This is a genomic window from Niallia oryzisoli (assembly GCF_036670025.1).
In the GTDB taxonomy this organism is placed as follows: Bacteria; Bacillota; Bacilli; order Bacillales; family Cytobacillaceae; genus Bacillus_BD; species Bacillus_BD oryzisoli.
Map to the genome: position 1 here is coordinate 205,022 of NZ_CP137640.1, position 18,258 is coordinate 223,279.

Consider the following 18,258-nt stretch of genomic DNA (forward strand, 5'->3'; position numbering starts at 1 on the left):
TTAGAAAGACGTACTCTTGCTTGTTCTTGGAGATCTGAACGAAGTCTCTATTTCCTTTTAGAAATTCTCTTAATATAGCATTATATTCATGACTTTTTAGTATAAAAGTTGGATCTCGAAAAAGAAGCAGAAGGATCTTTCACATGTTGAATATGGTATAACGGTGAAACGAATGAGGTGACTTAATGAAACCATATGTAGAGGTCAGAAATGTCTCTAAGATTTTTGGTTCCAATCCTAAAGCAGCAATTGAGTTATTAAAGCAAGGAAAGTCAAAGAAAGAAATTTTAAAGGTGACTGGACAGACGGTGGGGGTAAATAAAGTTTCCTTTACTATTTACGAGGGTGAGATTTTTGTCATTATGGGGTTATCCGGAAGCGGAAAATCAACGTTAATCCGGATGTTTAACCGGCTGATTGATCCAACAATGGGAGAAATTTTGATCAGTAATGAAGATATTGTAAAGATGAACGATTCAAGACTTAGGGAAGTTCGGCAAAAGAAAATCAGCATGGTATTCCAGAATTTTGCCTTATTCCCGCACAAGACGATCGTTGAGAACACGGAATACGGCCTTGAAATCCAGAAGGTTCCTGCGGCTGAGCGCCGGGAAAAAGCGATGCAGGCCTTAGAAGTGGTTGGGTTAAAAGGTTATGAACACCAACTGCCTTCGCAATTGAGCGGCGGGATGCAGCAAAGGGTCGGATTAGCCCGTGCTCTTGCCAGTGATACAGATATTATTTTGATGGATGAAGCGTTCAGTGCTTTGGATCCGTTAATTCGAAAAGATATGCAGGATGAATTAATGGAAATTCAAGAGCAGCTGAAGAAAACGATTATTTTCATCACGCATGATTTAGACGAAGCATTGCGGATCGGAGATCGAATTGCGTTAATGAAGGATGGAAGTATCATCCAACTGGGAACACCGGAACAAATTTTAATGAACCCCGCCAATGAGTTCGTAGAGAAATTCGTGGAAGATGTGGATTTATCAAAAGTGTTAACGGCTTCTCATGTGATGAAGCGTGCAGAAAAAATAAGTGTCGACCGCGGTCCGAGGGTGGCGCTCGAAATTATGCGGAAGCAAGGATATTCCAGCATTTTTGTAGTGGACCGAAAACAAAGGTTGCTTGGTGCGCTTACAGCTGAGCAAGCGCGAGCAGCAATCGATCAAAATGTAACAATTTCAGAAGTGATGATAACGGATATTCCGACCGTTTCAGAGGATACCTTGCTGACAGACTTGATGGAGACGATCGCAACGTCTAGTTTGCCAATGTCCGTCGTCGATACAGAAAAGAGATTAAAAGGAATTGTCATTCGCGGAGCTGTTATTGGTGCTTTAGCGGGAAATAAAGATTCCTTGAACGACTTGGAAGACCTGGAAAGTGAAGTGATGATGTCATGAATATACCGAAAATCCCGTTAGGGGACTGGATCGATGTGTTTGTTGACTGGGTAACGATTCATTTCGCTGTCTTCTTTGCCTTTTTAACAACCACAATTGAGGGTCTGTTAAATATAATTGTAGATCTATTAAGTGTCGGCCCCCCGATTGTGTTAATTATAGTTTTAACTCTTTTAGTAGCCTATACGAGCAGATGGCCGTTAGGAATTTTTACACTCATAAGTTTACTTTTAATTGAAAATCTAGGATATTGGGATTCTAGTATTCAAACCCTTGCCATAGTTTTATTATCAGGATTACTGACAATTATTATTGGGATTCCGATTGGAATATGGTGTGCTCAAAGAAAAACGGTACGAAATATCGTGACCCCGATTTTAGATTTCATGCAGACAATGCCTGCTTTTGTTTATTTGATTCCATCTATATTATTCTTTGGAATTGGTGTCGTACCCGGAATTATTGCTTCCTTTATTTTTGCGATTGCTCCAACGATTCGAATGACGAATTTGGGAATTCAGGAAGTACCGAAAGATTTAGTTGAGGCGGCTAATGCCTTCGGTTCTAGTAAGAGTCAAAAATTATTTAAGGTTCAAATTCCTTTGGCGATGCCAACGATTATGGCTGGGATTAACCAAAGTATTATGCTTGCGTTATCGATGGTTGTAACAGCTTCGTTAGTTGGTGCACCGGGACTTGGAGCCGATGTGTACCGAGCGGTCAGTAAGATTGATGTTGGGACCGGTTTTGAAGCTGGCTTATCAATTGTTATTATTGCTATTATTCTTGATCGTATTACGCAAAACTTACGTAATCCAGCCTATAAGCATATCGTGAAGCCGAAGGTGATTTTCTCTGCTTTAGCAGCACTTATTATTGTCGGAGTTGCTGTGATGGCCATTCCAGAAAAAGAAGAAATAGGTGGGAATGCTAACGGTATTGGTAAACAAACCGATTATAAAATTATCGGAATTGAACCAGGAGCAGGAATTATGTCTCAGACAAATACTGCCATTAAAGACTATCATTTAGATGACTGGCAGCTTGTAGAAGGTTCTTCAGCTGCAATGGTGGCAGAATTGAAGAAGGCCTATGCTGCTAAGGAACCGATCATTGTTACAGGTTGGTCGCCGCACTGGAAGTTCTCTTCCTTTGATTTAAAATATCTTGATGATCCAAAAGGGGTATTCGGCGGTTCAGAAGATATAAATACACTTGTAAGAAAAGGTCTTGAACAGGAATTACCTGGTGCCTATACGATCCTTGATCAATTCTTCTGGGAAACAGGTGATATGGAAGATGTCATGGTCGATATAGAAAACGGAATGAGTGCAGAGGAAGCCGCTGAAAAATGGATTGAGGCCAATCCGGATAAGGTGGCAGAATGGACGAAAGGCGCCCAAGCAGGTAATGGTGAAAGCATTAATCTTGTTTATGTGGCCTGGGATAGTGAAATAGCAAGTACCAATGTCATTAGTAAGGTACTTGAGCAGCAGGGCTATGATGTAACCTTGAACCAGGTAGAAGTAGGACCGATGTTTGCAGGTATAGCTAACGGCAGTGCTGATGGCATGGTGAGTGCATGGCTTCCGAGTACCCATGTAGAATACTATAATACGTATAAAGAAGATCTGGTTGATTTAGGACCAAATCTACAAGGAACAAAAAATGGATTGGTTGTACCGGAGTATGTCGATATTGATTCAATTGAAGACTTAAAATAATCATCTTAGTATGGTAATTAACATAAAAACCCGAATAAGACACTTTTTAAGTGGCTTTTCGGGTTTTTTGTTGCAATTAAGTTTATAGACGGAAAATGAAGTTATGATAGAATAAAAAGAGATTGACAAATCAATATAATGAAAAAATTCCAGGTGATGTTATGGCTGGTAAAGTGATGAAACAATGATCGTTAAATCTAACAGAAGAAAGTTAGTAATTAAGCTTATGGCTTCACTTTTATTTGTATTAGTCGCAGTCATTGGGATTCCATACGGAATAATGGAATTGGAATTTGAACTCGTTGGTGCCGGAATTCTTGCGCTTTCCTTTTTTCCAATCTTCATACGCTCTTGTATCAATATGATTAAGCCAAGCACTATTTTTGTGGTGGAGAATGGTTATCTTATTTCAAAAAGAAGAAAAGTCGAGCTTGCTCTTGTTAAAGGCTATTATTTCATGTGGATGGGATTATCCAATTATATATGCCTGGTTAAAAAGGATGGCGGCGAGGTAAAGATTAACCTTAGGAATTTAGTAGATTAGAGGACTTTCAGAAGGAACTGGAACAATATATTCCTTATGTGAATCCAAGTGAAAGTGCATGAGTCCATTAAGGAGGATGGGTGTGAGACAGGCATTAGAGAAAAGATTTTCTTTTTTATATTCTGGTGAGTTATCAGCGGTGGTTATGTTTATCTTTGTAAGTATTATGGTGAACAGAGCTTATCCGGAGTTGCATTTATATTCGCTTCTTTCCTTTTGGGCTTCCTTTTTATTATTGGAATTTCTACTGATTCAGGGGAGTTTTTACTGGTATTCAAAATGGCGCCGGTTAAAAAGGGAGAAAATATCTGTTACTCCTATGAATGTCGTTCAGCTTCTCTGGAAATTAAAAAAGTGGAATATCGGCCTGATTAGTCTTACGTCCGTTGCTTTTGTGGCAGACTTCATGAGATGGAGTCCCACTTTACCGATCGGGGGACTTTCCCTATCATGCTTTATTTACATTTTTGCCATTTTAGAGTATATAAACTATTTTCATATCCAGCTTTCCTATGATAATCGTTCAGACATCGAGTATCTAAGAAAGACAAAAAGACTAAAAAAGTCTTCACTAAATAGAGATTTTATGCACTTAAAAAAATAAGTTTTCATAATAAAGGAGCTTTCTATGGAATCTCTTAAAGAAATGAAAGACAAGCACCATACAAATATTAATGCAATGGATAAATATTTGCAGCAGGGAGATAGTTTTTCTTCCTAATTCAATCAAACATTTGTTTAAGAAAGCAGCAGGAGTACTCCCGCTGCTTTTAAAATTGCTCAAACCGTCTGAAATTCTACGAAGCGACAACAATCAATATCACAGATAACCCAATCGTTGTCCCAATAACAAGCCATCCGTTCTCCAATAGCCCACCTTCTAAGAGAACTGCTGATGCCTGTGATCCAACAGCTCACTAACGCAGAAACCATCAAAATAATCTGAAGCACCAAAATTTGTGCCACCAGTGCCCAATTGATCTCCATAGCTTCACAACTCCTTTATTGGAAGCGGGGGGACGGTTCTCTTGCTTCCGTCACACCGACATTATTAAGTTGTATCTACTTAAATTATATATGATAGCGGAAGGATAGGATGTGAAAACTAGTTTTGGCATATATGTTAGAAGTGAATGGACGTAATTAAAAAAATGAAGTTTTACGGCAATACTATGGAAAAGGAAGCAGAAGAACCGTCCCCATGCTTCCTCAACATGACAAGCTGTCACAAAATTATTGACAAATGACACACTGTCATATAATATAAAAACATAAAAGTGACATGGTGTCATGTATTCATAATGACTTGGAGGATGAATCGTGCCGAAACTAACGTTCTTTAATCTAGCGGAGTCTAAAAGAAAAACCTTAATTGAAGCAGCAGAAAAGGAATTTGCTAAATCCCCGCTATATGAAGCGTCCATTGCCAATATTGTAAAAATGGCTGGTATTCCAAGAGGCAGCTTCTATCAATATTTTGAAGATAAAGAGGATCTTTATTTCTACTTATTGGATGAGAAGTTAAAGGAAAACAAAGTGCATTTGATTACCTTATTGAGAGAACATAACGGTGATATTATTGGGGCAATTATAGAATTGTACCATCGCTTTCTTGTTATGATCCCGGATGAGGAGGAACGAAATTTTTTAAAGAATGCCATGCTATATGCAACACACAAGGTTGAAAATTCCTTTACCAATATGTTTCATGCGTCACAGGATAACGATTATTTCACAGAAATTTTAGAGGCAGTTAATATGCAGCGGTTAAATATTAAAGAAGAGAAAGAATTAAGTCATATCTTGCAAATCATCTCGGCAGTCGCCTTTCACAATTTTATTGAAAAGCTATCGAAGGAGCTGTCCGATGAAGAGGCAATGAAACAATTCACGAGTCGGATGGATTTAATTAAGCGTGGGATTTACAAATCAGAATGAACATTGCCCATCATACATATGCAGAGGCAATATTAGAAATCTTAACTAGAAGGAGAATGGTAAATGACTGTAAAGGTATATGGACTTGAATGTAGTTCAACAAAGAAAACAAGACAGTGGTTAGAAAAGAACGGAATCCCTTTTGAAGAACGGAATATTTTAAAAGAACCGCTGACGGTTAGTGAGCTCCAAGGTATTCTTCGTCTATCACTGGACGGTACAGAAGGGATTATTGCGACAAGGTCAAAGGCATATAAAGATTTGAACTTAGATTTGGAGGAACTTTCCTTGCAGGAACTGCTTGAATTCATTCATGGGCACCCAAGATTACTTAGAAGTCCCATTATTTTCGATGAAAAGAGACTTCAAGCCGGCTTTCATAAGGATGAGATTCGTCAGTTTCTTCCAAGGCAAACACGTAAAACACAGTGGCTAAATTGGCAAATAAATAATCTAAACCTAGCTAAAGGCTAGGCCACTGGGAAAGTGATTTACAGCTTGATTTAGACTAAGGCTATCAAGAATGCGGAGGAAGCGATATGAAGGAAGTTAAATCACCCAAAAAGCCGATCGTATTTTACTATGCAATAATCATTATCGTTATCTTGCTGTTAAATTCTTTTATTTTTCCCGCTATCTTTGGACAATCGGTTAAAGAAGTTGATTATGGCTCCTTTTTAGATATGGTTGATAATGGGAAAGTAGATGAGGTTGAAATTGAAAACAACTACATTGTCTTTAAATCCAATGAAGGTGAGGGTGGCCAGCTATACAAAACAGGAACGATCGAAGACCCTAAACTAGTCGATCGCTTATATAAAGCGGATGTTAAGTTTACAAAAGTTATTCCAAGGGAAACTTCTCCTATTCTGGGCTTTATTTTGTCATGGATCCTCCCTTTGCTTATCTTTATTGCGATTGGGCAATGGTTTTTTAAAAGAATGCAGAATAAGCTTGGGGGAGGGAATGCCCTTTCCTTTGGAAAAAGTAAGGCCAAAGTTTTTGTGGAAGCACAGACGGGTATTACGTTTGAGGATGTAGCAGGACAGGATGAGGCAAAAGAAGCTTTGCAGGAAATCGTTGACTATCTGCATAATCCTAATAAATACCGCGACATTGGAGCGAACATTCCAAAAGGTGCGCTGCTAGTAGGTCCTCCAGGAACCGGTAAAACGTTATTAGCGAAAGCAGTAGCGGGTGAATCAAAAGTACCTTTCTTCTCGATCTCGGGATCGGAGTTTGTTGAAATGTTTGTTGGAATGGGTGCAGCCAGGGTAAGGGACTTATTCAAACAGGCGCAGGAAAAGGCACCATGTATTGTTTTTATTGATGAAATTGATGCGATTGGAAAAAGCAGAAATTCCGGGCCTATGGGTGGGAATGATGAAAGGGAACAAACATTAAATCAGCTTTTAACGGAAATGGATGGTTTTGATGCCGATAAAGGGGTTGTCATTTTAGCGGCAAGTAATAGACCGGAAACACTTGATAAAGCTTTGCTAAGACCAGGTCGGTTCGACCGCAGAGTCCCTGTCGAATTACCGGACTTAAAGGGCCGCGAAGCGATTCTAAAGGTACATGCCAAAGATGTAAAGCTTGAGGATGGAATCGATTTTAATGTTATTGCAAGGGCAACATCAGGAGCCTCTGGTGCCGATTTAGCCAATATTATTAATGAAGGTGCCTTAAGGGCTGTAAGAATGGGGAGAAATCTAGTTTCACAAAGCGATCTAGAGGAATCGGTAGAGGTGGTCATTGCCGGGTATCAAAGAAAGAATGCGGTCATCTCGATGAAAGATAAATTAACAATTGCTTATCATGAGATTGGACATGCATTAGTGGCTGCCAAACAAAGTCATTCTGCTCCTGTTCATAAAATCACGATTATTCCACGAACCTCAGGTGCTCTAGGCTATACTATGCAGGTCGATGAGGCTGAGCAGATTCTTATGTCAAAGGAACAGGCGTTAGATAAAATCACAACGTATATGGGTGGCCGTGCTGCTGAAGAAGTGATTTTTCAAACAATAACGTCCGGGGCTTCCAATGATATTGAACAAGCAACTAAAATTGCAAGGGCCATGGTGACAAGGTTTGGGATGTCAGAGGAATTTGATATGATGGCGTTAGAAACAGTCAATAACCAGTATTTAGGCGGAGATACATCGCTAATCGTCTCAGGTGAAACGGCCTCAAGAATTGACGATGTCGTCCTAAATATCATAAAAAACTGTCATCAAAAGGCCATTCAAATATTAGAAGAAAACAAAGCTCACTTACACGAATTAACGAAATACTTAGTTGAAAAAGAAACCATCACAGGTGAAGAATTCATGAATATCTTAAATGCAAAGTAGAAAGCACGGGGCAGCCTAACATGGCCGCCCTGAATTAATATTCTACACATAATTAGAATGAAACAAGTAGGAAAAGGTATATTGCTAGAGGAAATGTTGGAAAGTATGTTACTCTAGATATAGATACAATTTCAATGGTTCTTTTATGCAAAATTATTATACATATTGGTGGGGTCTGTCACATTAGGAATGTATGTTCTTTTGCAACAGACTTCTTTATTATATATTCACATAGTGCGATTAGAATAACAAAAGGGAGATGTCATAAACATGAACCTCGAGGTTGTCGTCGTTGCTATAGGTTATTTTATCATTTTAGTTTTAGCCTATGCGGTAACTATTCTTAGAAACAGAGAGGATGAGAAAGGACAGGAGATCATCAATAGGGCTTTTGACCACGCCTATATCATTTTGATATTCGGGCTTGTTGTCGTTTACTTTCTGGTAGCGCTGCCGTATATAACGATTGATTCTCAAACCACCTCCTATTTACTCTTGGTAAGCAAATTTATTTCAGTGCTCACACTCGGAGGGAGTTTGTTTATTTTAAATAGAAAACGAAGATGTAACCATTAAAAACAGGGGGTTCTCTTTAGGGGGACAAAATAAGCAAATCACATATAAAATCACACCTATTCGTAAATTGTGAGTAGGTGTTTTTTAGTGATATAAAGCCATTTTCTAAATTTATTAATAAAAATCCAACTTGTTTTAACATAAAATTAGCACTGTACAATAATCATTCTACAAAATGTTTTTAGAAATTCGCAGAAGAAACTATTTAGAAGTTTTGTTGAACAAGTTGTAAATTTTACATTTTAAAGTAAGAGCATTTCTTTGTAATGAGAAATGCTTTTTATTTTTGTTAAAATTAAAAGGGTATTTAAATAACAATAATAATGTAATAATAATCAATAATAATTTATTGTAAATCGATAAACAATGTGTTAAATTCATATTGTCATTAAATAAGTGAGGTGCTTAATATGAAAGTTAAACGAGGTTCAACCACTTTCTTGAAGGTAATTATGTAATTATTTTTCTGGCTGGAATTGCAGTGCTTGCTTTATGTATATTTTTAGTGCCCCATATGGCGAATTTCGCAGCAAAATTGTATCCAAATATTGCCGCAATGAAATATCTCGTTTTCATCGTGATGTATGGAGCGGCTGTGCCTTTTTACTTTGCTCTCTATCAGGCTTTCAATCTTTTACGGTACATTGACGAGAACACAGCGTTCTCCGAATCATCTGTAAGGGCGTTAAAGAACATAAAGTGCTGTGCGATTACAATCAGTGGTTTGTATGTATTAGGTTTGCCACTCTTTCATTTAATAGCGAAGAAAGTTGACCCTCCTATTGGATTAATGGGACTCATCATCATTTTTGCTTCGTTGGTTATCGCCGTTTTTGCTGCTATCCTCCAACGGCTTCTACAAGAAGCGATTAACATAAAATCAGAAAATGATTTGACGGTCTGAGGTGGATGATATGGCAATTATTATTAATATTGATGTGATGTTAGCAAAACGAAAAATGAGCGTAACGGAGCTTTCGGAGAGGGTTGGAATTACTATGGCGAATCTTTCCATTCTGAAAAATGGGAAAGCAAAAGCGGTTCGTTTTTCAACATTAGAAGCGATATGTAAGGCTTTGGATTGTCAGCCAGGTGATATTTTGGAGTACAAAAGCGACGAAGACACTCAATAAAAACAGACAATAAATTTATTTAATTAACGGGAGTCGATAGAGAATTTAAGGGTTAGCTTAATTGATATCCCTTCTTTGCGTTTATTGATGTAATTTACTCTGAGAATTGTATTGATATTAGTGACAAATAATATGATGTGATTTGCGCAATGTTTGCACCTCGAAAGGGAGCCCGTTAGAATTTTGTCTAGGCTCCTTTTGTTGTTAATTATATTACCAAAATGTCTGTTGATTCGTTACTCATTTTTGTTATTTCTATTGATATTTTTTGTTGAATTTAGTGCTATTTTAGTTGCTTTTTTTAACTTTTGTCCTAACTAAAGTAGTCTAAATTTACTGTAGGCAGTGCAGTTTTCTGCTTCTTTGTGATATTATGATCATATCTATTTATGGTTAAAGGACGGGACTTTATGAGTAATGAGGATTATGTAGTTCTAAGTGATGTTTCTTTCCAATTTGGAGAGCAGGTTATTTTAAACCATGTTAATCTGTCTTTGAACAAAGGAACGTCCTATGCTTTAATAGGCAAATCTGGTGTTGGAAAGAGTACGCTGTTGAACCTGATTGCTGGTTTCATTCAGCCGAGTCAGGGCAGCCTTATAATCGGCGGTCAGACGGTAAAAAAATCAAAAGGACAAACAGCGTTTTTACTTCAGGATTTAGGTCTTTTTCCGTGGCAGACAGTTACGGAAGCGATTATGATGCCGTTAGAGCTAAAAAATGAAAAAAATCCAACTGCTGCTAAAGAACAGGTTCTTTCATTATTAAGAGAAATGGAGCTCGAAGGCTTAAAGGATAAGTATCCGCATGAATTAAGTGGAGGACAAAGACAGCGGGTAGCCATTGCAAGGGCGTTAATTGGAAAACCGGAGCTTCTGTTAATGGACGAGCCGACTTCATCCTTAGATGCAATGACGAAGGAGCATATTCAGCAGCTGATTTTAGCTCAGCAGCAAAAATTAAAAACAACGTTTCTATTTGTCTCGCATGATATTGAGGAAGCTGTATTCTTGGGAGAAGTCATTTTGATTTTAAATAAAAATGGAACGGTTCAAGAGGTAAAGAATCTTTATTTCGCTCAAAAGGATGCGAAGGAGCAGTTGGGGTTCTATGAAGCCTGTATTGAAATAAGAAAATTAATGAATATGGAGACAACGGTTCATGAACATCATACGAAAAATAGCTAGCAATCAGGTGATTGTAGGTTTCTTTAGTTTTATTGTTTTTTGGGAACTTATCCATCTGCTTGTCCACACACACACGATCCCGTCGCCGCTCGAGACATTTACATATCTCATTACGATCTTAGATGAGCTTGGTCTTCATTCACTTGGAAGTATTTTACGAGTACTAGTTGCTGTGAGCATTTCTTTGTTGCTCGGGATTCCGGTTGGAATTTTTCTCGGAGTGAATAAAAAAATTAATCGTCTGTTTTCTCCATTTTTATACTATATTTACCCGATTCCAAAGGTTGCATTTCTGCCTGTTTTCATGCTTTTATTTGGCCTGGGGAATGTGTCCAAAATTATGTTGATTATATGGATCATCATTTTTCAAATGATCTTGTCTGTCCGCGACGGAGTGCTGCAGATTCCTGCCGCCCACTTTAAAGTTATGAACAGCTTTTCTGCATCGATTAAGCAGCAGTATCGCTTTCTTATCATACCGGCCATTTTGCCCCAGGTATTTTCCGGATTGCGCATTAGTATTGGCATTTCGCTGGCATCCTTATTTTTTGCCGAAAACTATGCAACAACGTACGGGGTCGGCTACTTTATTATGAGTGCATGGACAAAAATGAATTATGAGGAAATGTTTTGTGGAATTATCGTTTTAGGGTTTATCGGTTTACTCTTCTTTAAACTGTTAGATGTATTGGAAGCTCACTTTACCCCATGGGCAGCAAGATAACAAAGGTGGCATCACAAAAAGACAAATGGGATCCATTTGTCTTTTTTGGTGCCAAACACCCTATTTATTTTTCTTCGATAAAGCTGAAGTCAGTTAATTCTTTATAGGAGTATTCTTTCTTAATTTGTCCTTTTTCCTTTGTCCATTTGATAATGCTGTCAAATTGGTCTTGATCAATCTTACCAGCATGTGCAATGTCATCCGGCATGCTGGCTAAATAGTCGCTCATTTGTTCGGGGAATTGATACTTCGTTAAGATATCGCTGTATTCCGCGGCTTCTGTATCATTCATATAATCCACTGCTTTATTATAGGCAGTATAGAAGGCTTTAATATCAGCCGATTTTGATTCGATCATTTCATCCGTAAATTGGATAGTACCGCCTTTGATACCTGCTTCCTTTGAACTGCCTAATAAATGGGCACCTTGCTTAACAAGCATGCCTGCCTGCGGCTCTGTAAAAACAACCCCGTCAATTTGGTTGGATAATAATGCTTCTGCTCTTCCGGAGAAGGAAGGGATTTCTACAATCTCATAGTCAAATTTATCTTTTTTCGCAAATTCATCCATTATGTATTCTAAGATAAAGTTTGGAACAAGGGAGACCTTCTTGCCGCTTAATCCGCTCATTTCAGTGATGCCGGAATCCGGTGAAGAAAGAATTTTGAAATCCTCGCTAATATCAGAGGTAATCTTCATGTTAATTCCATTGTCTTTGAATGTGGCCTCTGTCATCACATCACCGATTGCAGCATCAAGCTCTTTCGCCTGAACAGCAACATTTCGATCATTAGGTGATGAGAAGGATTTAATCGAAACATTGACGCCTTCCTCTTCAAAAAATCCCTTCTCTTTCGCTAGGATAATTGGAATCGCAGATTCAGCAGGCAACACTCCGATTGTCATTTTTTCACCGGAAGGCTCTGCCGCCTTTGTTTCTGTTTTTGGTTCTTCCTTTGTATTTTCGTCCTTTTCGGCTGATTCATTTTCATTTCCGTTACCACAAGCTGATAAAAATAATAAGAAGACAAGTAACAGTGGAGCTAATAATCTTTTTTTCATCATTACATTCTCCAATCGTTTACTGAACTATTTTCTTGAAAGTATCTAAATTGATAAAGTACGGAATGGCATTCCGCTTGAGCAATAGTGGGTCGGTCTGCCGGTCATTCTTACCGGTTTCTGTTGTAAAGGCTAAAGTAAACCCTTTTTTCCTTAAAAGAGAAACATTTCGTTCATTAAATAATCCAAATGGATAAGCGAAAACATCCTTTACACCTACAAATTCATTACAGGTATCGAGATCCAGTGAAAATTCCTCGTCACTTGCTTCCATCATCTTACTTGTTTCAGCATTTGATCTTTGATGAAAGGAGTGAGTATGATTAGCATATTCAAAGACATCCGAGAGATCCGCCAAATCATTTTTCGTCATACAGACAGATTCTTTTGGATTAAACTCCTTTGCCGTATCCTGCAGCCAACTTGTAACCACAAAGGCAGTGGCCCGAAATCCGTACGTTTTTAAAATGGGGTAGGCATACTCTTTCACTGATTGAAAGCAATCATCAAAGGTAAGCAGTACAGACTTTTCTGAAATTGTTTTTCCACGATAATAATCCTTTGTTTCAGCTAATGTTAATGTTTGATAGTTTTGTTCATGTAAATAAGCCATTTGTTCTTCAAAGTGTTCAAGAGTGACAAAGAGCGGTGATGGCAGGATATCATCATAATTCTGCTTCACATCAATATGTGATGGCTTCTCTGGATTAAACTCCTGTTCTTTTCTTATTTCATGATACATAAGGACAGAAAATGACATAAAGACCTCCTTGTTAACTATTTCACTATATTATAGATTCTCTTTATTTTACAAGTCAACCTCATTTTGGAAACGGGTGGTTATTGATGAGTCTTGGTTGTTTATTGGCTTTTATAATCGTATAATTTAAAATAGAGATAGTTTACATTCAATTAGCGATATATATTAGAAAAGAAATTTTATTGATTGATTTTGTAGTCTTTTCATATGAAAGATTTGTCTATAAATAGTAAAATTACAGGAAAATAAGGAGGCTTTACAGGGTGAGCGAAACAAGGTATTTAAATAAAAATGCTAGAGATACACTTAAAGCGACGAGCCGGACATTCTATATTCCAATCAGTCATCTGGCAAAAGGATTACAGGAAGCTGTTGCATCTGCTTACTTATGTATGAGGGCAATTGATGAGATAGAAGATCACCCCGATCTTCACTCAACAGATAAAAGTTATCTTTTATTTTCCATTAGTCAAATTCTCCAGAAATCATCTCATGAGGAAGAGTTAACAGAGCTTTTTCAACCATATCAATCACAGTTACCAAAGGTTACCTTGCAGCTTGCTGAGTGGATTAAGCTTTGTCCAGTAACGATTGTAGACAAAGTATTGGAAGCAACATCGGTTATGGCAAAAGGGATGGCTGATTGGGTAAATAAAGATTGGCAAATTCAAAATGAAGAGGATCTTGATCAATATACTTATTATGTAGCAGGCTTAGTAGGTGTAATGCTGACAGATATTTGGAAGTGGTATGACCAAACGGAAGCAGATGAGCATTTAGCGATCGCATTCGGGCGCGGCTTGCAGGCAGTTAATATTCTTCGTAACCACCATGAGGACAAGGACCGCGGTGTCAGCTTCTTTCCGGAAAGCTGGACATTAGAAGATATGTTTTCTTATGCCCGCCGCAATCTGGAGAAGGCCGATTTATATGTAAAAGATATTAAAAATGATTCGATACTAAAGTTCTGTAGGATTCCTTTGGAACTTGCACACGGTACACTGCAGGCTTTAATAGATGGAAGAGAAAAAATGAGCAGATTAGAAGTGTTAAAGGCAGTAGGGAAAGTAGTTGGAAATATATAAGTTAAGATGAATGCGGCGGTCAAAGGGTATCTTTATTGACCGCCGCATTTTTATATGGAGGCAGAGGACCGGTTCAAGTGCTGAAGATTTAAACTAACTAACGAGCAAGGCCTAATCTTTCAATGTAAAAGCCGGCTGCCTTTTCTGAGTAAGTAAAAAGCGATGACAAAGCTTATGGCTGAGCTATAGAAGAGCGCAGGGTAAGTGAATAGGTCCATCATAAGTCCTAATAGGCTTGGGGCAATGATGGCTGCAGCCATGGAGAATAAGTAATATAGGCCTGTGAATAAGCCAATTTTGTCTTTTCCTCCTAAATCAGCAACAAGTGGATAGGCTTGAACGTTGACAAGGGCCCATGTAATACCGCCTATAAAAAGAATGATTTGTAATAGAAGAAGTTCGTTTAAAGCAGGGAATAAAGCCAAGAAGAATGGAAGCAGCGGGATACTAAGAAAGAAGAGGGGTTGAAGGATAAGTCCGGCACGCATGAGCGGGAGCTTTCCCCATTTATTTCCCATTAATCCTGCAGGAATCGCAAAAAGAACAAAGGCAAGGCTGAAAAAGCCAAGTGTTAAACCTGCTGTACTTTCCTTCATATTTAGATATTCAACAGCATACACCGTAAATAAAGCTTCTACACCGGTATACCCAATAAAGTAAACAAAAATCGCCAATAAGATAAGAAGCTGTCCCCTAAATTCAGGCCTTGCCAGATGACGGAGATCTGCAATAAAGGAATGGGACACTTTAGTTTCTTCTAAATCAGCTGCTGTATACCCGCCGTAAGGAGGATTACGGTCAACGGTCATATAGAGAAGAATAAAGGTCAGCAGCAGCAATAGACCTGCAGCTTGAAAAGGGTAAGCACGATTCAAACCATATAAATAGGATAAGCCGAATAAAGCGATGATTGCGCCAATACCGCCCATAAAATTAATGACGCCGTTAGCAGATGACCGTTTTTCGGTCGGTGTATGATCAGGCATGAGGGCAATAACAGGAGCACGGAATATTGTCATAGCAAGTAAGAAAGTAATATCAACCGTGATCAAGGCCCAAAAAGATAAAGAAGCACCGTAAGGAATCGAAATAAAGAAAAGAGCGGCAACCGGCATTCCGACGACAATGAAAGGGAGCCGCTTTCCTATTTTTGTATCGACTTTATCTGACCATGCCCCGATAACAGGAATTAGCAGAACAGCAAGTAAATTATCTATGCCCATAATTGCACCGCGAATCGCTTTACTCTTAATAAAATCCCCTAAAATGAGCGGCATGTAGGCATTATAAAATGTCCAGACAAGCATTAAAGTTAAGAATCCGCTTCCGATGATAAAAATCTTGCAGTAGGAAAAATCCTTGTTTGCTTTCAGTATCATGACCTCCGATTTCTATCACATCCACAATTCGATGAGGTTAGTTTCCTTCGTTCAAACATTCATATATTAGCTTATTAATAGTAAGCAAGTACTATGTTGCTATCCCAAAAGAAAAAGCCAATCCACGGCTGTAATAGCACATACCTGGATCGGCCTCTTCTTGTTAATTAGTTTCTTTCACTTTATCCTTTTCAAGTAAAACAAGGAGTGCTGGTAATAAAATACCCCTGATTAGGAAGGTATCTAATAGAATTCCGACTGCAACAATAAAGCCAAAGACAAACAATAGTTCAACCGGCTGTGTCATCAGGACGGCAAACGTTGCGGCCAGAATAATTCCGGCTGAAGAAATGACGCCCCCCGTATGGGAAACGGCAATTTCAACTGCCTTTTTAACCGGATGCGTTCGTCTTTCTTCCTGGAATCTAGAGATTAGAATAATATTATAGTCTATTCCAAGCGCAACTAAAAAGACAAAGGCATACAGCGGTACCCTGTTCGAGATCGTATCAATATCAAAGAATAGATTAGTTAAAAACATGCCTAAGCCCAAGGCTGCCAGGAAGGATATTAAAATAGTACCCATCATGTAAATCGGCATCCTGAATGATTTGGTCAACACAATCAGTAATAGGAAGATTAACAAGGTTTCTAACAAGACAATTACGATAAGGTCTCTATTATTAGCAGACCGGTCATCTACTTTTTTCGCCGTTTCACCGGCAAAGTGGAGTTCTCCGTTTAACCCGCTATCTGATACTAATTGATCTGCTTTATCTCTCATTTTTTCCAGAGCATCCATTGTTTTAACTGCATATGGGCTTTCCTTAAATGTGAGGCTAAGATTCATGACCTTTTGATCCTCGGTTAAGCCGCTAAGGCGGACGTTACTGACTTCTTCCTGCTCCGATAAAACAGCAATCAATTCATCTTGATCTTCTTTCGTGAGAGCCTTCTTCCCTTCAAATAAAACCGTTGTCGGTGCGAGGTCTCCTTTATCAAACTTATCTTCTAAAATTTCATATCCCACTCTTGAAGGCATATCATCTGGGAAAGACTTCATCGTATCAAACTCATATTTGAGATTGACAAGGTTGCTGGCAGATATCAGTAGAATAATTCCAATGATGGCAGCAGCCAAACCAGGTTTCGTTGTAACAAACCGTCCTATTTTACTCCAGATGGAATTGCCTTTAATATGCTGATCACCAACATGCGGAACTTTAGGCCAAAATGACTTTCTTCCAAAAAGCATAAACAGTGCGGGAATCAGTGTGATGGAAGCCATCATGATGACGGCCATTGTTGTGGCAAAGGTAGGCGTGAAATTTCGATAGTCGCCAAATTCAGCAAAAAACAAGACAAGCATCGCAGCTAATACGGTTCCGCCGGAAAAGAACACAGGCATGCCTGTTTCTCTCATTGCCCACTTCATTGCCTCATACTTGTTTTCGTGAATCTTTAATTCTTCACGGAAGCGAGAGAAGACAAACAATGAGTAATCAATGACAGCAGCGAATAACAGGATGGTCATGATCGACAAAGTTTGATTACTCATCAAGAGCCCGGCTTTCCCCATTAAACCAAGCATCTGATAGACCACTTCGTATACAAAGGCCGTGGCTAATAGCGGGATTAATGCCAACATAGGTGAACGGTATATCACAATTAATAGGATAAGGATTAATCCGACTGTTGATAAGATAAGAACAACATCAGCCCGGGAAAAAAGATTCAAGGAATCAACTGCAATCCCTGCAGGGCCGGTAACATATAGATTCAGGTTAGTTGTCTCCTCTGCTATAGCCTGAATCTGCTCAAGTCTTTCCCTTAATTCTTTCGATTCTAAAGTCGAATCAAAGGTTAGCGGAATGACGGCTGTCTGTTTATCTTCAGAAAAGAAACCGGCAGTTGCTTGAGGCGGCAGGGCAGCTAATGGTACAACTTGTTCCACCCCGTCGATATCTTTTTCAATCTTTGCAAAAAAGTCAATGAGCTGCTCTAATTTAACTTCTGCTTTTTCTGATTGAAACACCAGTATTCCTGGAGTTCCTTCATCCTCAGAAAAATATTGGTCTACTTTATTTTGCGCAATAACGGATTGAGCATCTTCTGGTATTGAAGCAATACTTGAAACCTCATATTCCTTGGCGCTTGGTGCAAGGGCAGCTAACAATACTGTGGCTGCCAGCCAAATCATCAGTGTAAGCCACATTCCTTTCTTGGTTGTTACACGATCTGTAATGTAATGAATAATTGTTTTCATTTTTCCACTCCTTTATCATTTATTTTCAAACGATATCTATTATAAAGAATAGAATTTCAAAAGTGACACAAGTGTCACTTTTGTGAATATAAAATGACACTTGTGTCACT

At 38.5% G+C, this 18,258-nt stretch carries 17 protein-coding genes; 13 read left to right on the forward strand and 4 right to left on the reverse strand.

Going from position 1 to position 18,258, the window contains the following annotated elements; genetic code table 11:
• Window positions 1–185: 185 nt before the first annotated feature.
• The 12 genes from R4Z09_RS01120 to R4Z09_RS01175 all read left to right on the forward strand — a co-directional run bounded on the left by R4Z09_RS01120 (window position 186) and on the right by R4Z09_RS01175 (window position 11,595).
• Complete coding sequence (locus tag R4Z09_RS01120) at window positions 186–1,412, forward strand: glycine betaine/L-proline ABC transporter ATP-binding protein (RefSeq protein WP_338450589.1); 1,227 nt, start codon at window positions 186–188, stop codon at window positions 1,410–1,412.
• Window positions 1,409–3,136, forward strand: a complete 1,728-nt coding sequence (locus R4Z09_RS01125; protein WP_338450590.1) for a glycine betaine ABC transporter substrate-binding protein — start codon at window positions 1,409–1,411, stop codon at window positions 3,134–3,136. The genes R4Z09_RS01120 and R4Z09_RS01125 overlap by 4 nt, the downstream gene beginning before the upstream one ends.
• 184 nt (window positions 3,137–3,320) lie before the next feature.
• The gene (locus tag R4Z09_RS01130; RefSeq protein ID WP_338450591.1) at window positions 3,321–3,680 is read left to right on the forward strand and encodes a hypothetical protein; all 360 of its coding nucleotides are present in this window, start codon (window positions 3,321–3,323) and stop codon (window positions 3,678–3,680) included.
• An 82-nt stretch (window positions 3,681–3,762) separates the two neighbouring features.
• On the forward strand, window positions 3,763–4,284 hold the full coding sequence (locus tag R4Z09_RS01135; protein ID WP_338450592.1) for a general stress protein: 522 nt from the start codon (window positions 3,763–3,765) through the stop codon (window positions 4,282–4,284).
• Between the two features lie 716 nt (window positions 4,285–5,000).
• Window positions 5,001–5,618 (forward strand): TetR/AcrR family transcriptional regulator, encoded by a 618-nt coding sequence (locus R4Z09_RS01140; RefSeq protein WP_338450593.1) that lies wholly within the window; start codon window positions 5,001–5,003, stop codon window positions 5,616–5,618.
• 63 nt (window positions 5,619–5,681) lie between these two features.
• Entirely contained in the window at window positions 5,682–6,092 is a 411-nt protein-coding gene (locus R4Z09_RS01145) for a Spx/MgsR family RNA polymerase-binding regulatory protein (protein ID WP_338450594.1), read from the forward strand.
• A 65-nt stretch (window positions 6,093–6,157) separates the two neighbouring features.
• Window positions 6,158–7,975: an ATP-dependent zinc metalloprotease FtsH gene (ftsH, locus tag R4Z09_RS01150; protein ID WP_338450595.1), complete on the forward strand. Its 1,818-nt coding sequence runs from the start codon at window positions 6,158–6,160 to the stop codon at window positions 7,973–7,975.
• A 270-nt stretch (window positions 7,976–8,245) separates the two neighbouring features.
• On the forward strand, window positions 8,246–8,551 hold the full coding sequence (locus R4Z09_RS01155) for a hypothetical protein (RefSeq protein WP_338450596.1): 306 nt from the start codon (window positions 8,246–8,248) through the stop codon (window positions 8,549–8,551).
• Window positions 8,552–9,065: 514 nt separating this feature from the next.
• On the forward strand, window positions 9,066–9,455 hold the full coding sequence (locus R4Z09_RS01160; RefSeq protein ID WP_338450597.1) for a DUF2975 domain-containing protein: 390 nt from the start codon (window positions 9,066–9,068) through the stop codon (window positions 9,453–9,455).
• A gap of 10 nt (window positions 9,456–9,465) precedes the next feature.
• Window positions 9,466–9,684 (forward strand): helix-turn-helix domain-containing protein, encoded by a 219-nt coding sequence (locus tag R4Z09_RS01165; protein WP_064551977.1) that lies wholly within the window; start codon window positions 9,466–9,468, stop codon window positions 9,682–9,684.
• Window positions 9,685–10,094: 410 nt separating this feature from the next.
• Entirely contained in the window at window positions 10,095–10,871 is a 777-nt protein-coding gene (locus tag R4Z09_RS01170; protein ID WP_338450598.1) for an ABC transporter ATP-binding protein, read from the forward strand.
• Complete coding sequence (locus R4Z09_RS01175) at window positions 10,846–11,595, forward strand: ABC transporter permease (RefSeq protein WP_338450599.1); 750 nt, start codon at window positions 10,846–10,848, stop codon at window positions 11,593–11,595. Before R4Z09_RS01170 ends, R4Z09_RS01175 begins: the two co-directional genes overlap by 26 nt.
• A gap of 64 nt (window positions 11,596–11,659) precedes the next feature.
• On the opposite strand, the gene R4Z09_RS01180 is transcribed toward R4Z09_RS01175, so the two are convergent.
• Both R4Z09_RS01180 and R4Z09_RS01185 read right to left on the reverse strand, forming a co-directional pair.
• Entirely contained in the window at window positions 11,660–12,661 is a 1,002-nt protein-coding gene (locus R4Z09_RS01180) for an ABC transporter substrate-binding protein (protein WP_338450600.1), read from the reverse strand.
• Window positions 12,662–12,677: 16 nt separating this feature from the next.
• The gene (locus R4Z09_RS01185) at window positions 12,678–13,418 is read right to left on the reverse strand and encodes a polysaccharide deacetylase family protein (RefSeq protein WP_338450601.1); all 741 of its coding nucleotides are present in this window, start codon (window positions 13,416–13,418) and stop codon (window positions 12,678–12,680) included.
• 263 nt (window positions 13,419–13,681) lie between these two features.
• Here R4Z09_RS01185 and R4Z09_RS01190 point away from each other — a divergent pair, with 263 nt between their 5' ends.
• Window positions 13,682–14,503: a phytoene/squalene synthase family protein gene (locus R4Z09_RS01190; RefSeq protein ID WP_338450602.1), complete on the forward strand. Its 822-nt coding sequence runs from the start codon at window positions 13,682–13,684 to the stop codon at window positions 14,501–14,503.
• Window positions 14,504–14,622: 119 nt separating this feature from the next.
• Here the strand turns inward: R4Z09_RS01190 and R4Z09_RS01195 are convergent, their stop codons facing one another.
• Both R4Z09_RS01195 and R4Z09_RS01200 read right to left on the reverse strand, forming a co-directional pair.
• Window positions 14,623–15,882, reverse strand: coding sequence for an MFS transporter (locus R4Z09_RS01195; RefSeq protein ID WP_338450603.1), 1,260 nt, complete (start codon window positions 15,880–15,882; stop codon window positions 14,623–14,625).
• Between the two features lie 163 nt (window positions 15,883–16,045).
• Window positions 16,046–18,148 carry an MMPL family transporter gene (locus R4Z09_RS01200; protein ID WP_338450604.1) on the reverse strand — a complete coding sequence of 701 codons (2,103 nt, stop codon included), beginning with the start codon at window positions 18,146–18,148 and terminating at the stop codon, window positions 16,046–16,048.
• Window positions 18,149–18,258: the final 110 nt, after the last annotated feature.

Coding starts and splice junctions, on each gene's coding strand:
- R4Z09_RS01120 (WP_338450589.1), top strand. CDS start 186: ATGAAACCATATGTAGAGGTCAGAAATGTCTCTAAGATTTTTGGTTCC.
- R4Z09_RS01125 (WP_338450590.1), top strand. CDS start 1,409: ATGAATATACCGAAAATCCCGTTAGGGGACTGGATCGATGTGTTTGTT.
- R4Z09_RS01130 (WP_338450591.1), top strand. CDS start 3,321: ATGATCGTTAAATCTAACAGAAGAAAGTTAGTAATTAAGCTTATGGCT.
- R4Z09_RS01145 (WP_338450594.1), top strand. CDS start 5,682: ATGACTGTAAAGGTATATGGACTTGAATGTAGTTCAACAAAGAAAACA.
- ftsH (WP_338450595.1), top strand. CDS start 6,158: ATGAAGGAAGTTAAATCACCCAAAAAGCCGATCGTATTTTACTATGCA.
- R4Z09_RS01155 (WP_338450596.1), top strand. CDS start 8,246: ATGAACCTCGAGGTTGTCGTCGTTGCTATAGGTTATTTTATCATTTTA.
- R4Z09_RS01160 (WP_338450597.1), top strand. CDS start 9,066: ATGGCGAATTTCGCAGCAAAATTGTATCCAAATATTGCCGCAATGAAA.
- R4Z09_RS01165 (WP_064551977.1), top strand. CDS start 9,466: ATGGCAATTATTATTAATATTGATGTGATGTTAGCAAAACGAAAAATG.
- R4Z09_RS01170 (WP_338450598.1), top strand. CDS start 10,095: ATGAGTAATGAGGATTATGTAGTTCTAAGTGATGTTTCTTTCCAATTT.
- R4Z09_RS01175 (WP_338450599.1), top strand. CDS start 10,846: ATGAACATCATACGAAAAATAGCTAGCAATCAGGTGATTGTAGGTTTC.
- R4Z09_RS01180 (WP_338450600.1), bottom strand. CDS start 12,661: ATGATGAAAAAAAGATTATTAGCTCCACTGTTACTTGTCTTCTTATTA.
- R4Z09_RS01185 (WP_338450601.1), bottom strand. CDS start 13,418: ATGTCATTTTCTGTCCTTATGTATCATGAAATAAGAAAAGAACAGGAG.
- R4Z09_RS01195 (WP_338450603.1), bottom strand. CDS start 15,882: ATGATACTGAAAGCAAACAAGGATTTTTCCTACTGCAAGATTTTTATC.
- R4Z09_RS01200 (WP_338450604.1), bottom strand. CDS start 18,148: ATGAAAACAATTATTCATTACATTACAGATCGTGTAACAACCAAGAAA.